This window comes from Nocardia acididurans (genome assembly GCF_016741815.1).
GTDB lineage: Bacteria > Actinomycetota > Actinomycetes > Mycobacteriales > Mycobacteriaceae > Nocardia > Nocardia acididurans.
In genome coordinates, this window is the sequence record NZ_JAERRJ010000005.1 from 267,390 (window position 1) to 282,349 (window position 14,960).

18 protein-coding genes are annotated in these 14,960 nt (G+C 68.1%); 11 read left to right on the forward strand and 7 right to left on the reverse strand.

Annotation, left to right across the window (positions count from 1 at the left end; all coding sequences use genetic code 11):
- The first annotated feature begins 64 nt into the window (after positions 1-64).
- Positions 65-556: a SixA phosphatase family protein gene (locus JK358_RS14360; RefSeq protein WP_201947770.1), complete on the forward strand. Its 492-nt coding sequence runs from the start codon at positions 65-67 to the stop codon at positions 554-556.
- Positions 557-618: 62 nt separating this feature from the next.
- Here the strand turns inward: JK358_RS14360 and JK358_RS14365 are convergent, their stop codons facing one another.
- Positions 619-819, reverse strand: a complete 201-nt coding sequence (locus tag JK358_RS14365) for a hypothetical protein (RefSeq protein WP_201947772.1) — start codon at positions 817-819, stop codon at positions 619-621.
- A gap of 67 nt (positions 820-886) precedes the next feature.
- Entirely contained in the window at positions 887-1,723 is an 837-nt protein-coding gene (locus tag JK358_RS14370; protein WP_201947773.1) for an NAD(P)H-binding protein, read from the reverse strand.
- Positions 1,724-1,888: 165 nt separating this feature from the next.
- Here JK358_RS14370 and JK358_RS14375 point away from each other — a divergent pair, with 165 nt between their 5' ends.
- From JK358_RS14375 to JK358_RS14400, 6 genes are all read left to right on the forward strand, one after another.
- On the forward strand, positions 1,889-3,352 hold the full coding sequence (locus tag JK358_RS14375) for an MFS transporter (RefSeq protein WP_201947774.1): 1,464 nt from the start codon (positions 1,889-1,891) through the stop codon (positions 3,350-3,352).
- A 98-nt stretch (positions 3,353-3,450) separates the two neighbouring features.
- Positions 3,451-3,966, forward strand: coding sequence for a hypothetical protein (locus JK358_RS14380; protein ID WP_201947775.1), 516 nt, complete (start codon positions 3,451-3,453; stop codon positions 3,964-3,966).
- 114 nt (positions 3,967-4,080) lie between these two features.
- Positions 4,081-4,860, forward strand: coding sequence for a DsbA family protein (locus tag JK358_RS14385; RefSeq protein WP_307817516.1), 780 nt, complete (start codon positions 4,081-4,083; stop codon positions 4,858-4,860).
- Entirely contained in the window at positions 4,857-5,753 is an 897-nt protein-coding gene (locus JK358_RS14390; protein WP_307817517.1) for a cytochrome c biogenesis CcdA family protein, read from the forward strand. Before JK358_RS14385 ends, JK358_RS14390 begins: the two co-directional genes overlap by 4 nt.
- Positions 5,754-5,828: 75 nt before the next feature.
- A complete protein-coding gene (locus JK358_RS14395) occupies positions 5,829-6,290 on the forward strand; it encodes a MerR family transcriptional regulator (RefSeq protein ID WP_201947777.1) in 462 nt (153 codons plus the stop codon).
- Positions 6,287-7,303: an aldo/keto reductase gene (locus tag JK358_RS14400; protein ID WP_201947778.1), complete on the forward strand. Its 1,017-nt coding sequence runs from the start codon at positions 6,287-6,289 to the stop codon at positions 7,301-7,303. The genes JK358_RS14395 and JK358_RS14400 overlap by 4 nt, the downstream gene beginning before the upstream one ends.
- A 53-nt stretch (positions 7,304-7,356) precedes the next feature.
- Here the strand turns inward: JK358_RS14400 and JK358_RS14405 are convergent, their stop codons facing one another.
- Positions 7,357-7,992: a GTP cyclohydrolase II gene (locus JK358_RS14405; RefSeq protein ID WP_201947780.1), complete on the reverse strand. Its 636-nt coding sequence runs from the start codon at positions 7,990-7,992 to the stop codon at positions 7,357-7,359.
- A 92-nt stretch (positions 7,993-8,084) separates the two neighbouring features.
- Here JK358_RS14405 and JK358_RS14410 point away from each other — a divergent pair, with 92 nt between their 5' ends.
- The 3 genes from JK358_RS14410 to JK358_RS14420 are packed head-to-tail and all read left to right on the forward strand — an operon-like array spanning position 8,085 to position 9,873.
- A complete protein-coding gene (locus JK358_RS14410) occupies positions 8,085-8,564 on the forward strand; it encodes a carboxymuconolactone decarboxylase family protein (protein WP_201947782.1) in 480 nt (159 codons plus the stop codon).
- Between the two features lie 3 nt (positions 8,565-8,567).
- Positions 8,568-8,879 (forward strand): GNAT family N-acetyltransferase, encoded by a 312-nt coding sequence (locus JK358_RS14415; RefSeq protein WP_201947784.1) that lies wholly within the window; start codon positions 8,568-8,570, stop codon positions 8,877-8,879.
- 22 nt (positions 8,880-8,901) lie between these two features.
- Entirely contained in the window at positions 8,902-9,873 is a 972-nt protein-coding gene (locus tag JK358_RS14420; RefSeq protein WP_201947786.1) for a pirin family protein, read from the forward strand.
- Position 9,874: 1 nt separating this feature from the next.
- Here JK358_RS14420 and JK358_RS14425 read toward each other — a convergent pair whose 3' ends face one another.
- Complete coding sequence (locus tag JK358_RS14425) at positions 9,875-10,711, reverse strand: helix-turn-helix transcriptional regulator (protein ID WP_201947788.1); 837 nt, start codon at positions 10,709-10,711, stop codon at positions 9,875-9,877.
- Between the two features lie 298 nt (positions 10,712-11,009).
- Between JK358_RS14425 and JK358_RS14430 the strand changes: the two genes are divergently transcribed.
- Positions 11,010-12,017, forward strand: coding sequence for an aldo/keto reductase (locus tag JK358_RS14430; protein ID WP_201947790.1), 1,008 nt, complete (start codon positions 11,010-11,012; stop codon positions 12,015-12,017).
- A 177-nt stretch (positions 12,018-12,194) separates the two neighbouring features.
- On the opposite strand, the gene JK358_RS14435 is transcribed toward JK358_RS14430, so the two are convergent.
- From JK358_RS14435 to JK358_RS14445, 3 genes are all read right to left on the reverse strand, one after another.
- Entirely contained in the window at positions 12,195-12,665 is a 471-nt protein-coding gene (locus tag JK358_RS14435) for a PaaI family thioesterase (RefSeq protein WP_201947792.1), read from the reverse strand.
- 91 nt (positions 12,666-12,756) lie between these two features.
- On the reverse strand, positions 12,757-14,262 hold the full coding sequence (mqo, locus tag JK358_RS14440) for a malate dehydrogenase (quinone) (RefSeq protein WP_201947794.1): 1,506 nt from the start codon (positions 14,260-14,262) through the stop codon (positions 12,757-12,759).
- Positions 14,263-14,398: 136 nt separating this feature from the next.
- Positions 14,399-14,941, reverse strand: coding sequence for a hypothetical protein (locus tag JK358_RS14445; RefSeq protein WP_201947797.1), 543 nt, complete (start codon positions 14,939-14,941; stop codon positions 14,399-14,401).
- Positions 14,942-14,960: the final 19 nt, after the last annotated feature.

The window sequence follows — 14,960 nt, forward strand, 5'->3', positions numbered from 1 at the left end:
CAGTGTGCCTCGAGTGTGAGTGTTGTCTCCTCTCGGCACTGGTGTGACGCATACGGTAACCCGCATGGCGCGAACCCTCATCTTGATGCGGCACGGCAAATCGGGCTATCCAGACGGAGTGGCCGACCATGAACGCCCCCTGGCCCCGCGCGGGCAACGCGAAGCCGCACTGGCCGGGGACTGGCTGCGCGACACCCAGCCCACCATCGACGCCGTGCTGTGCTCCACCTCGACCCGCACCCGCGAGACGCTCGCGGCCACCGGCGTCACCGCGCCGGTCACCTTCGAATCCTCGATCTACGAGGCGTCCCCGCACACGCTCATCGAATTGATCCAGCTCACCGACGATTCCGTGCAGACGCTGCTGTTGGTCGGGCACTCCCCCGGAATGCCGTGGACCGCATGGGAACTGGCGAGCAATCGCAGTTCCACGGCCGCCGAGGAGCTCAGCCGCAAATTCCCCACCTCGGCGCTGGCGGTCATCGAATTCGACCGCCCGTGGGCGAACGCCGACCCGGGCACCGGCGATCTCGTCCGGTTCCACATTCCCCGATAGGAAAACTCAACTCTCGAAACTCTCAGAGGCAGACCCCTGAAACCCCCGGGAGTCGAGCGCGACTAGCCGAACAGCTTGCCCTTCCACGCGATGAAGCCACCGAAGGCGACCAGCAGCAGGAAGGCGAGGAACCAGTTCGTCACCACGCCCACCACGATCACCACCGCCAGCACCGGCAGAGCCGCGATAGCGGCGATGACCGGCTGTTCCTTGATCGTCTCCAGCGCCGTGCGAGCCCGCTGCCGATCGATTTCTTTGGACATGCTCCCAGAGTAGGCGTCACGCCCGGTTCCGGCAGGCGTGACGCGAACGGCATTGCCGCCCTGGGGGTCAGGCGAAATCGGCGAGGTGATCGCGCACCCACTCGGCATAGCCGCGCGGCGCGTGCCCGGTCAGATCCTCGACCAGGCTGTTGACCTCGGCCGGCTTGCCGACCGTGACGGCCATCAGATCGAACAGGGCGTTGATGAACGCGGCATCCATGAACTGCGCCATCTGCTCCCGCACCGGGGCGTCGTCGAGTTCCTCGAAGGTGAGCGGGCGGCCGAGCACCTGCCCGAGGATCTCGACCTGCTGCACCTGGGTGAGCGATTGCGGGCCGGTGAGTTCGTAGATCCGGCCCGCGTGCCCGCCCGGCAGCACGGCCGCGGCCACGTCGGCGACATCGTTCTCGTGCACGACGGACGCGGCGGCTTCGCCGTAGGCCGCCCGGATCACGTCGCCGCCCGCGAGTTGCATGGCGAAGGTCAGCGAGTTGACGGCCGGGAAGAGTAGGCGCAGGAAAGTCCATTCGATGCCGGACGCCTCGATGGCCCGCTCCACCTCGCGGTGGTATTCGGCGATGACATCGGGCTGCGGCTCGTCGCCGTCGACGACCGCGCCGGAGGACAGGAAGACGATGCGGCGCACCCCGGCCGTGCGGGCGGCGGCCAGCAGCGGGGCCACGGTCATGCCGTACCGGATCACCAGATAGATCGCCTCCACACCCGAAAGCGCCTCGGCCAGAGACTCTTCCGAGGTCAGGTCACCCTTGACCACCTCCACACCGGACGGCATCCCGGCGGTTTCCGGCCGCCGGGTCAGGGCTCGCACCGGGCGGCCCGCCGCGTGCAGGGCGGTGACGGCTTCGCGGCCGAAATGAGCGGTGGCGCCGACAACCAGGTACATGGGTTCTTCCCTTCGAGATTCGCGGCCCGACCGGCCGCACGGCTCACACAGTAACAGAACGGAATGATCTGTTCCCGTCTTGAACGGAACGAATAATTCTGTTTCAATGAAAACGGAACGAACCATTCCGTTCTTGGAGCCCGAACCCTCTCCCAGGAGACCGCAGTGACCATCGCCATCGAACGCCCGCCAGTCGAGAACACCACCGCCACAACCGAATCCGAGCAGACCGTGGCACACCGGTGGCTCGGGCTGCTCGCCATTCTGGCCGCCACGCTGCTCAACCTGCTGGACGCCACCATCGTCACCGTGGCCGCACCGGCCATCCGCGCCGATCTCGGCGGCTCGGTCGCCACCGTGCAGTGGCTCAGCGCGGGCTACACCCTGGCCATGGCCATCGGACTGCTCACCGGCGGCAGGCTCGGCGATATGTACGGGCGCAAACGGGTCCTGCAGATCGGGCTCACCGGATTCCTGGTCGCCTCGATGCTGTGCGGGCTCGCGGGCTCGATCGAACTGCTGCTGATCGGACGGATCGCGCAGGGACTGTTCGCCGCGGTCATGGTGCCGCAGTGCTTCGGGCTCATCCGGGATCTGTTCGGACGCGAATTCGGTAAGGCCTACGCGGCTTTCGGCCCGCTCATCGGCATCGCCACCATCGCCGGGCCGATCGTGGCCGGTCTGCTCGTGGACGCCGATGTGCTCGGCACCGGCTGGCGCTCGATCTTCCTGATGAACCTGCCGCTCGGTCTGGTTGCGCTGGCGCTCGGCGCGTGGATCCTGCCCGCGGCGAGCCCGCTGCCCGGGCTGAAGCTGGATCTGCGCGGCGCGATCGTCGCCGGAACCGGTATGGCACTGCTGCTGTACCCACTCGTCGAAGGGCGCGAACTGGGCTGGCCGTGGTGGAGCATCGCCATGCTGATCGCCTCGATTCCGGTGCTGGGCGCGTTCGCCGCCGATCAGTCGCGCCGCAATCGTGCGGGCCGGGTCGCACTGGTGGACCTGGGCGTCTTCGCCAAGCGCTCCTACACCTCGGGCATCGTGTTCGTGACCGTGTTCTTCGGCGGAATCGGCGGATTCTCGCTCGCCGTAGGACTTTTCCTGCAGATGGGTCTGGGTTACGGCGCGCTGCGGGCCAGCCTGACCATGGCTCCCTGGGCGGTGGGCGCGTTCCTCGGCTCGGGACTGAGCGCGGGTCTGGCCCCGAGACTCGGCCGCTCGGTGCTGCACCTGGGTCTGGCCGGTATGACGGTCGGCCTGATCGCATTGTTCTTCCAGTTCGGCGGCGACTCGGCGCCCACCGCCTCGGCGCTCGCACCCGCCCTGCTCGCCTACGGTCTCGGCATGGGCATGATCTTCGTGCCGCTGTTCGGGATCATCGTCGGCGACCTAGAGGATCACGAAATCGGTTCGGCCTCAGGCCTGCTGGAGTCCTTCCAGCAGGGTGCGGCGGCACTCGGCGTGGCCGCCCTGGGCACCGTGTTCTTCAGCGGATTCGCGATGGGCGACGGCCCGGAGGTGGCGCTCGGCGCGATCCGCTCGGTCACCGGCGTCGCGCTGCTGCTCACCGTGGCCTCGTTCGCGGTGGCGTTCGGGCTGCCGCGGCAGGCCGGAACACAGCAGCACTGAGTCGCGGAATCCCCCACACCCGGCGGCCGGGCCCTGCGCCCGCCCTCCGGGTGTGCTTTCGTATTAGCCCACCGATTGCCTGCGGTATGTTCGGACGTGTGATCGTCGGCCGCGCTGAACCGCACAGGCTCGGTCAGCGCCGCCGGGGACTCCTCGCCGGGCTGATCGCGATCGTCGCCGTTCTGATCGGCGCACTGCTGAACTGCGCGTCCACCGCTCCCCTCGAAGCAGGCGGTACGGCAGCCGCATTCGACGCGCAGCGGGTATTCGCGGTCGTCGGCGCATCGAACCCGGCGAACCCGGTCTACACGCGATCCGCGGCGGATCCGAACCCGATCGACGCACGATCGGCCGCGGACCCGGTGGATGCGCGATCCGCGGTGAGCTCGGTGCGCGCCGACGCGCCGGCCGGGTGCAAGCGCGGTCCGGAGCCCGGGAAACCGGGTCCGGCAACAGTTTCCGCGTCCACGCAGCGCGACGGCATCGGTCCCGCACTGGGCGCGGTCCGCCCGGCCGATCAGCTCGCGATCCCGCTGTCGCCACCGCGTGGCTCGGGAACGCCGCTCACCCAGCCACTCCCGGCTCCACACCTGACGACGGTTTTGCTGATTTAGCCGCGTGCGACGCCATTCCCTCGAATTCCCGTGTGGGACATGGCTGCCGCGCTGCCTCTCCACATCCGTCATCCCAGCCCGCGCCGTTCGGCGACGGGCAGTTCAGGAGTACCCGTGTCTTCTCCCACCCGCGCGCGCCGTCGCACCGGCGCGCCCAGTTCGTCCGCCACTCGCCGGAACTCGCGAAAGCCGCTGTTCCGCAAGGTCGGCGCGGCCCTCATGCTGCTGGCTGCCGCAGGGTTGCTGTTCATCGCCGTCTCCCGGATGAGCGGGTCCGAACCGTCCGACACCGCCGCCGTCACCGATCCCGCCAAGGACGCCGCCTGGGCGAAGCTGGCTCGGCTGGATCCGAACAGTCCGTATGCGCTCGGCTCGGTCGACGCCCCCGTGGTCATGATCGAGTACTCCGATTTCCAGTGCTCGTTCTGCCGCAAGTTCGCACAGGACACCGAGCAGGCTCTGATCGGCAAGTACGTCGACGCGGGTGTGCTGCGCATCGAATGGCGGAATTTCCCGATCTTCGGGGAGGAGTCCAAGCAGGCCGCGGCGGCCGGGTGGGCCGCCGGGCAGCAGGGCCGGTTCTGGGAGTTCCACAATGCGCTGTACGCGGCGGCACTGCCGAAGAACTCGGGCGCGCTCACCCCGGATCGGCTGGCCGAATTCGCCGAACAGGCGGGGGTTCCCGATATCGCCAGATTCCGGGCGGATCAGGCGTCCGATGCGGCGAGCAAGGCCGTGAACACCGATCTGAGCGAGGGCTACAACCTGGGGGTCACCTCGACGCCAGCCTTCCTGATCAACGGCCGGGCCGTGCTCGGCGCGCAGCCGACCGAGTTCTTCCTGTCGGTCGTCGAATCCGCCAAGAACGAGGCCGCGCGGAAGGCGGGCTCGTGATCGGCAGCATCGGATTCCTGGCCGCCTTCCTCGGCGGGTTGCTCGCGCTGGTGAGTCCGTGCAGCGCGCTGCTGCTGCCGAGTTTCTTCGCGTACTCGTTCGGCTCGCGCGGCAGGCTGCTGGCCCGCACCTGGCAGTTCTACCTCGGGCTGGCGACCACGCTGGTGCCGCTCGGCATCGCGGGATCGTTCGCCAGCAAGCTGTTCTACGGGCATCGGGAACTGCTGATCGCGATCGGCGGGTGGACCATCATCACGCTCGGGGTGCTGCAGATCGTGGGTCGCGGTTTCTCGTTCGGCTTCGCGCAGCGGGCGGCCGCGCGGATCGGGCGGCCCGAACGCGCGGGTGCGGTGTACCTGCTCGGGCTGGTCTACGGTCTGGCCGGATTCTGCGCCGGGCCGATCCTGGGTTCGATCCTCACCGTCGCGGCGGTGAGCGGCAATCCGGTGCACGGCGGCCTGCTGCTCGCGGTGTACGCGCTGGGCATGGCCGTGCCGCTGTTCGTGCTCGCGCTGCTCTGGGATCGGTTCGATCTGGGCCGCAGGGGTTGGCTGCGCGGTCGAACCCTGACCGCCGGGCGGGTGCGGCTGCACACCACCTCCCTGCTGTCCGGGTTGTTCTTCATCGCGCTCGGCGTGCTGTTCCTGATGTTCGACGGCACCTCCGCACTGCCGGGAGTGCTCAGCACCGATACCGAATTCGCCTTGGAGACATGGGTTCTCGATGTCAGTGACCGCGTCTCCCGCAGCCCGCTGGCGCTCGCCGGGGCGGCGGTGCTGCTGGTCGGGGTGGCCTGGCGGCTGCTGCGCGGCGGTTCCGACGCGGCGGCCGACGACGCCATGGCGGCCGGGGAGACCGTGCCCGAACTCACCGAGGACACGACCCGCGGCTGACGGCAGAATTGGTCTTGCTTGGAGTGCACTCCAGGTGGCTAACGTCGTCGTTGTTCCTCGAGAAGGGCGAGATCAGTGGGTGTACCGGCGCAGCAGCAGGCGGAGTACGGGGCCGACTACCAGCGGCCGCGGTATTCGATCGGAGAGGTCTCCGAACGCAGCGGGCTCACCCGCGACACGCTGCGCTGGTACGAGCGCATCGGGTTGATGGACTACGTGGGCCGCGATCATGCCGGGCAACGGCGGTTCAGCGACCGCGACCTGGATTGGCTGGAGCTGATCGGGAAGCTGCGCCGCACCGGCATGTCGGTGGCCGACATGGTCCGGTACGCGGAGCTGGTGCGCGCCGGGGATTCGACCTTCCCGGAGCGGCTGGAGATGTTCCGGCGCACCCGCGCGGATGTGCTCGCTCAGATCGAGGAGCTGCAGCAGACGGTCGCCGTCCTCGACTGCAAGATCGCCAACTACGAGGGCGATCCACGAGCCGACTGGCGGGCCGTGTCGAAAAGACGCGTGAGCGAAGGGATTCAGCCATGAGCACCACACAGGTTCTGCCCACCGCGGCCCTCGGCAATGCCGGCGTCGAGGTCGGGATCCAGGGGTACGGGGCCATGGGGATCAGCGAGTTCTACGGGGACTCGGATCTGGTCGAATCACGCAGGACGCTGGATCGGGCGCTCGAACTCGGGGTGACGCTGTTCGACACCGCAGACGTGTACGGGTCCGGGCACAACGAGGAGTTCCTCGGCGAGTTCGTGCGCGCGAACCGCGAGAACGTCGTTCTGGCAACGAAATTCGGCATCGTGCGCAAGGCCGACGACCCGGCCTACCGGGGCGCGGACAATTCGCCCGGCTACATCCGGCAGGCGGTGGACGCCAGCCTGGCGCGATTGGGCATCGAGGCGATCGACCTGTACTACATGCACCGCAAGCAGCCGGGCGTGCCGGTGGAGGACACCGTGGGCGTGCTCGCGGATCTGGTGCGACAGGGCAAGATTCGGCAGATCGGGCTGTCCGAGGTGACCGGGCCGGAACTGCGGGCCGCGCACGCGGTGTACCCGATCGCGGCCGTGCAGTCGGAGTGGTCGCTGTTCTCGCGTGACGTGGAGAACAGCGTGGTGCCCGCCGCCGCGGAGCTCGGCATCACCTTCGTGCCGTACTCGCCGCTGGGCCGCGGCTTCCTGACCGGCTCGGCCGCCGCGGTCGAGGGCCTGCCGGACACCGATGTGCGCAAGAACATGCCGCGCTGGTCCGGGGACAACGCCGCCCGCAACACGGAACTGCTCGCACCGCTGCGTACCATCGCAACGGCGCGCGGGCTCACTCCGGCGCAGGTCGCACTGGCCTGGGTGCACTCCCGCGCCACCGCGCACCACCTCCCGGTCGTGCCGATCCCGGGCACCCGCAGCAGCACCCGCGTGGCGGAGAACATCGCCGCCGCGACAGTCACCCTGACCGCCGAGGAACTGGCCGCCCTGGAACCGATCGCCGCCCAGGTGACCGGAAACCGCTATGCGGATATGAGCTTCACGCAGGCCGGGCGCGAGTAGCGCACACCCGAAGGCCCGCACGAGTTCTCGTGCGGGCCTTCGTCTTCGCGGTATCAGCCTGCGAGGTCGATCGTGTGGCCGGTGACTTCCGCCTTGGCCCGCAGGTAGCGCAGATTGTCGGGCGTGCTGTGCACTCCTGTCGGGACGGTCGCGCGTACACCAACGCCCAAGCCTGCGAGTTGACGAGCCTTGTCGGGATTGTTGGTGAGCAGATCCAGTTCCGTAATGCCCAGTGCCGCAAGCATCTGCGCGGCCGCCGTGTAGTCGCGGGCGTCCTCGGGCAGGCCCAGGGCGGTGTTGGCCTGGTAGGTGTCGAGGCCGGAATCCTGCAGCGCGTAGGCGTCGAGTTTGTTGTAGAGGCCGATGTCGCGGCCCTCCTGGCGCAGGTAGAGCAGGACGCCGCCGGTGTCGGTGATGCGCTCGGCGGCTTCGCGCAGCTGGGGTCCGCAGTCGCAGCGGGCGGAACCGAAGACATCGCCGGTGAGACATTCCGAGTGCAGCCGGACGAGCGGGGTCGCGCCGGGTTCACCGAGGCCGGGTTCACCCAAGAGGAGGGCGAGGTGTTCGCGTCCGTCGGCGAGTCCGTCGAAGGTGACCGCCTGCGCGATGGTCGAGTAGCCGTCGCCGAAGGTGAGCGGAATCCGCACACGGGTGCGGATGCTCGCCTGGGCGGTGGTTGTGCTGCGCATGCCATGTGGCAACACAACGGGCGTGCCGGTTATGCCCGAAATATTCGGACCGGAGGGCACGGTTCAGCTTCTGTGCTTACGATGCCTCCACTATGGGGTCTTTCGATCATGACCGGATCTGGCTCGACAAGCAGCATCCCGAAGTCTTCCACGCCCTCAACAGCGTGGCGCTGACGATCCGCACTGCCGCTGCCACAGTCGATCTCGGACGCGCGGTCATGGAACTTGTGAATGTCCGCGTCTCGCAACTCAACAGCTGCGCGTTCTGCCTCGATCTGCACGTGCGGCAGGCCCGCGAGGCTGGAGTCACCGCACAGCAACTCGCCGTGCTGGACGCCTGGCGACGGGCCCCGGAGCTCTACACGAAACAGGAACAGGCCGCACTGATACTCGCCGAGACGGTAACCACGCTTCCCGACGAAGCGATCATCGAGCGTGAGTATGCTGCTGCGCGGCAACATTTGTCGGATGACCAGATGTCCGTACTGATCTGGGCCGCGACCACGATCGGCGCGTTCAACCGCGTGTCGACCATGAGCAAACATCCGGTGCGGGTGCGGAAGGAGCACTGAACAATGAGCGAACAGGCCGTGGTGGCAACCGTCGTGCGAAACGACGCGCAACACCGTTACGAGGTCTGGTACGGGAACTCGCTCGCCGGCTTCAGCGAGTACCGCGAGCGCGACAACGACACCGTCTTCATCCACACCGAGGTGGACGGCGCCTTCAGTGGCAAAGGTCTGGGCAACCGGCTCGCCCAGGACGCGATCGACGACGTGATCGCGCGCGGGCGGGTCATCGTGCCGCGCTGCCCGTTCATCAAGGGCTGGCTGGACAAGCATCCGGACTACGACGAGCACGTGGTCGGCAAGGGCATCAAGCGGTGAGGGAGACCAACAAGGAGGCGGCATGAGTGACCTGGAGTCCAAGCCCGAGGAAGCGCTCTGCGAATCCTCCGGGCGGCCCGGCCCGCGCGCGGATTTCTTTCCCGCACGCGAGGTTCCGCTGGGCGGCGTACGCGGCGTGACGGTGCACCGATCGCTGCCGCAGCGCGATCTGCCCACCGTCGGCGCATGGTGCTTCCTGGACAACTTCGGGTCCGGCTCCCCCGCGAAACCCGAAGGGCACGATATCGATCCGCATCCGCACATCGGATTGCAAACGGTCACCTGGCCTTTGGACGGGCGCATCCGGCATCGCGACAGCGTCGGCTCGGACGTGGAGATCTGGCCGGGGCAGCTCAACATCATGACCTCCGGACGCGGGATCGCGCATTCCGAGTACCGGGTTCCGGGGCACACCTCCGGGCGCGGCTTGCAGCTGTGGATCGCGCTGCCTGAGGAATCACGTTTCGTCGCACCGCATTTCGAACAGCACCGGGATCTGCCGGAATTCGATCTGCCGGGGCTGCACGGCACCGTGTTGATCGGATCGCTGGGCGGGCGCACCTCACCCGCCACGGCCTACACGCCGATCGTCGGTGCGGATCTGCGTCTCGAATCCGGGGCGGAGGTTACGCTGCCGCTGAACCCGGAGTTCGAGCACGCGTTGCTGGTGGTCGAGGGCGAAATCACTGCCGACGGCACGAAAACCGGCCCGGAGCAGCTGTTCTATCTGGGCAGCGACCGGACGGAACTGGTGCTCGCGAGCGCTGCGGGCGCGCATATGCTGCTCGTCGGAGGCGAACCGTTCGGCGAGGATCTGGTGATGTGGTGGAACTTCGTGGCGCGCAGTCACGAAGAGATCGAATCGGCCAGGAACGATTGGGAGAACCACGATCTCGCGCGGTTCCCCGATGTCGCCGGGCACACGCCGGAGCAGCGGATTCCGGCTCCCCCGCTGCCGGGCCTTCATCTGAAGCCCCGCAAGCGGAGGTTCTGAATCAACTCGACAACGCCTGGGTACCGATGACCCGCAGCAGATCCAGCTTGTCCTGCGTGTCGGTACCCGGCTTCGGGTAGTAGACCAGCAGATGCCGGGTCGCACTCGGAGTCAGCAGCGGATCGCAGATCAGTTCCAGCACACCGACTTCCGGATGGGCGACCCGTTTGACCTGCTCCGCGCCGGTACCCACCTCGTGCTCGTGCCACAGCCGCTCGAATTCCGCACTGGCCGAACGCAACCGGGCCACCAACTCGGTGATGTCGGCATCGCCCGCGCGGCGGGCGGCGGTGGCGCGCAGATCGGCGACATGCTTGTGGCTCATGGCATTCCGATCCGGCTCCGGGAAGCGGTCGCGATGTCCCGGCGCGGTGAACCACAGCCACGGGATGCAGCGATCCAGACCGCGGCGGTGCGAGAAGTCCTCGAAGAGCAACGCGTGTATCCGGTTCTGCACCAGGATCTCGCCCAGATCGGAGATCACGCAGGCGGGTGTGTCGTCCAGCTTGGTCAGCACATGCAGCAGACCCGGGCTCACATGGGCGTCGCCCCCACGCGCGGGCGGCTGATGCCCGGTCAGGTGGTAGAGGTGATCGCGTTCGCTGTCGGTCAGCCGCAGCGCTCGCGCCAGCGCCGCCAGCACCTGGGTGGACGGCCGCGGACCGCGAGCCTGCTCGAGCCGGGTGTAATAGTCGGTCGACATGCCTGCCAGCAAGGCCACCTCGTCACGGCGCAATCCCGGAGTTCGTCGCCGCGCGCCCGCCGCGAGGCCGACGGCCGCGGGCTGCAACTGTTCCCGGCGACGACGCAGGAAATCCGCGAGTTCGGTTCGGTCCATGACCCCACTCTCCCGCGCCGGGCCACGGTTATCCAGGGCTCAGCGGTCCCCCGCAAACGACCGGGACGGGCCCGCTGCCCGTGCCGCCCCCGTACCGTGGCCGCACTCCGCTGGGCGGCGTTCGGGCGCCGGCGTCACACCCGCGCGACCGTGTAGGAGTACCGATCAGACCCGCCAGGGCCTCAGGCATCGCATCGCCCGGCCGCTCAGGGTTCCGTCCAGTCGTAGCCGGGGATCGGCGATCCTCCGATAGACCGTCCTCTCCCGGTCTTCCGGTCCGGCGCGCAGGCTCGGAGTCATGACGAAGACACTCGACACCGTCCAGCTCGGCACGACCGGGCCCGCCGTCTCCCGCATCGGCCTCGGGGCCATGGGAATGTCGGGGATGTACGGCGTCTCCGATGACACCACCTCGATCGCCACCGTGCACGCGGCCATCGACTCCGGGGCGAATCTGATCGACACCGGGGATTTCTACGGGATGGGACACAACGAGACGCTCATCCGGGCCGCGCTGGCCGATCGCAAGCGCGAGGATGTGCTGCTCAGCGTGAAGTTCGGGGCGCTACGCGGGCCGGACCACAGTTTCGGCGGCGTGGACGCCCGGCCCGCGGCCATCCGCAACTTCCTCGCGTACTCGCTGCAACGACTGGGCACCGAATACGTCGACATCTACCGGCCCGCACGGCTGGATCCGAGCGTGCCGATCGAGGAGACCGTGGGAGCGCTCGCGGAATTGGTGCAGGCGGGATATGTGCGGCACATCGGGCTCTCCGAGGTGGGTGCGGATACGCTGCGCCGCGCGGCGGCCGTACACCCGATCGCGGATCTGCAGATCGAATACTCGCTGATCTCGCGCGGCATCGAAGCCGAAATACTGCCCACCGCACGGGAACTCGGCATCGGCATCACCGCGTACGGGGTGCTCTCGCGTGGTCTGCTCAGCGATTCGCTGCGCACCGGGCGGGCGTTGGCGGCCAATGATTTCCGGGCGCACAGTCCGCGTTTCCAGGGTGAGAACCTCACCGCCAACCTGCGATTGGTCGATGCGCTGGCCGAGATCGCGGCCCGTCGTGAGGTGAGCGTAGCGCAGCTGGCCATCGCCTGGGCGCTGTCGCGTGGCGAGGACATCGTGCCGGTCATCGGCGCGCGGCGGCCGGAGCGCTGGGTGGAAGCCGTTGGCGCGGTGGATATCCGACTCTTGGATGCCGAGCTGGCGGCCATCGAGGCGGCCGCACCCGCCGCGCGGGTGGCCGGATCCCGCTACGCCGCCGAGCAGATGGCCATGCTCGACAGCGAGCGCTGATCAAGGCTGCCTCGTCCTGCGGGGTCACGCTGGCCATCCCGGTGCGCTTCTCGGCCGGGATCCACGGCGACTGTGTGGATTCCGGCCAAGGGCATGCCGGAATGACGGGGGGTGTTTCGGAGACGGCGAGGGGGTGGGGGCGGTCCGCACCCGCGCCCACCCCCTCGACGGTGTGGCCTACTTGCGGCGCGGTCGCATGACCGCGGTGAAAGCCGCTGAGGCCACAGCTTTTCCGGTGCCGTCGGTGATGAGGACCGGCACCTCGAGTTCGATTTCGACGTGGGCCGCGATATCGGCGCGGACCTTGTCGACGGTTTCGGCGGAGAGTTCCGAGGTGGCCAGGAACGGGCCCGCCTCGCCCTTGGCGCGGGCCAGGTATTCGATGCGGCCGTCGCGGGCGACGATGAAGGTCTCGCCCATGAGGTCGACGATGCCGGAGACGGACGCGCCCATGGCGGCGGTTTCGGCGAGGCCGAACAGGACCGCGGCGTGCAGGTCGCCGTTGTGGTTGAGGTGTTCGGGGCGCGGGGCCATGGTCACCAGGTTGCGGCCGGCGGCGAACTCCACCGCTTCGATCCCGGTGAACTGGATGAAGCCGAGCTTCTTGAAGCCCTCCATCACCAGATCGCCCATGGTGGCGCTGTCCATCGCATCTCCCACTCGAATTGAAACTTGTTCTAATTTCATACCGAGTGCGGACGCCGTTGTCCATGGGGGCGGGGTGACAGGAAGCTGCGGGCTAACCGGGTTCGGCGGGGTTCAGGCCCAGGATCTCCGCGGTGCGGGCCAGGGTGTACCGGGCCAGGCGGGCGTCGGAGCCCAACGTCACCCCGTAGGTCGGGATGAGCTCGCGCAGCCGGGGCGCCCAGTGCTGTCGGTAGCGCGGGAAGCAGCGGTCCAGCACCTCCAGCAGGATGGCCGGGGCGGTGGACGCGCCCGGGGACGCGCCCAGCACGGCGGCGATCGAACCGTCCTGTGACGCAACCACTTCCGTGCCGAACTGGAGCACGCCACCGCGCACCGGATCCGGTTTCACGATCTGGGCGCGCTGCCCGGCCGTGATCATGGTCCAGTCCCCGGACTGCGCCGACGGCGCGAATTCCCGTAGGGCGGCGAACTTCCGGCGGCGCGTGGCCGCCAGCTGCGAGACCAGCAACCAGGCCAGCGAGGTGTTGTCCTTCAGCATCGAGGCCATCGGGCCCACGTTCTGCGGCCGCAGCGAGCTGGGCGCGTCCAGCACCGAACCGTGTTTCAGGAAGCGAGGATTGGTGCCCGCGTAGGGTCCGAAGAGAATCGTGCGCCGGCCGTCGACGATGCGGGTATCCAAGTGCGGCATGGACATCGGCGGCGCACCGGCCGGAGCCTTGCCGTACACCTTGGCCTCGTGCAGGTCGACCAGCTCCGGATTGTCGCAGCGCAGGAAGCGGCCGCTGATCGGCAGCAGCCCGTACCCCTGCACCTCCGGAAGTCCGGCCTTCTGCAGGATTTTCAGCGCCCAGCCACCCGCGCCCGCGAAGACGAACCGGGCATCGACGCGATGCGTGATCCGGTCCCGATCGGTGTGGTGGTGGATGCGCAGCTGCCAGGAGCCGTCGTTGTTCTGCCGCAGTCCGCGCACCTCGTTGCGCAGATGCACCGTCACACCGGCGGTTTCGAGATGGGTGAACATCTGCCGGGTGAGCGCGCCGAAATCGACATCGCTCCCGGTGGCGTCGTGGGTCGCGGCCAGCCACTCCGACGGCAGGCGGCCCTGTGCGAGCAGCGGGGCCCACTGTTCGATGGTCTTCACCGCGGAACTGAATCGGGTGGACGCGAACAATGGGTGCCCGGAAAGCTTTTCGTGCCGGCGGCGCAGGAACTGGGCGTCTTCGATGCCCTGCACGAGGGTCATATGCGGGACCGGATTGATGAAACTCGCGGGCTTGCCGAGAATTCCGGCCTCCACCAACGACGCCCACAATTGCCGGGTCTGCTGGAATTGCTCGTTGACGGTGACGGCCTTGGTGATATCGAGTGTGCCGTCGGGCTTTTCGGTCGTGTAATTGGGTTCACAGAGACCCGAATGTCCGGTGCCCGCATTGTTCCAGGCGGCCGATGCCTCCGCGCCGAGCTCCGGCAGCCGTTCGTACACGGCGATGGACCAGCTCGGCTCCAGATGTTTGAGCAGTATGCCGAGGGTGGCGCTCATGATTCCGCCACCGATCAGGACCACATCGTAGGGACGCAGGACAGCTGGCATTCGCATCGTCATAACTCTCGGGTGAACCGTCGTTCCACTGGTGGCGCATCGGCACGCTAGCACCGAAAGCACGCACTCGCCGCCTCGCCGGAATACGAAATCGCCCGTTCCGGATTCGGAACGGGCGATTGTCGTTGTTGCGTCAGTGGAACCAGGGTGTCGCGGCGGGGACGGACAGCAGGATCAGGACCGCGATCGAACCCGCCGTCGCGAGCACGAAGCGCACCGGCACCAGAATCCGCAGGACCGAGGGGAACCCGCGCCGCGCGGCCTCGATCACCTTGCGGGCGTTGATATCGCGGGCTTGCGGGTCCGGGGAACGGCGCAGGACCGCCTCGGTGTAGCGGACGGCGAGCACCTGGCTGAGCGTGATGAATCCGACGACCACCAGGATCAGCGGCTCCACGATCCAGGACGCCGGGCGGGCGGTGCCGGTGACGTTCAGTACGGCCAGGGTCGTGAGGATCGCGCCGATGGTCAGCGCGAGGGCGAACTCCCAAGGCTCCTCCTTGAAACGAATTCCGTGCCGGGTCAGCACTTCCGGGGCGAAACCCTGCCGGGCGACCTCGGCATCAGCGGACTGCTGCGCCCGGCGGCCGGTGAACCAGACGGTGGTCGAGATGACGAACATGGCGGCGGCCAGCAGGGCCTGCAGGAGGACGGCGAGGGTGACCACGGTGGGCATGACGGGGCTCCGAAGGCTT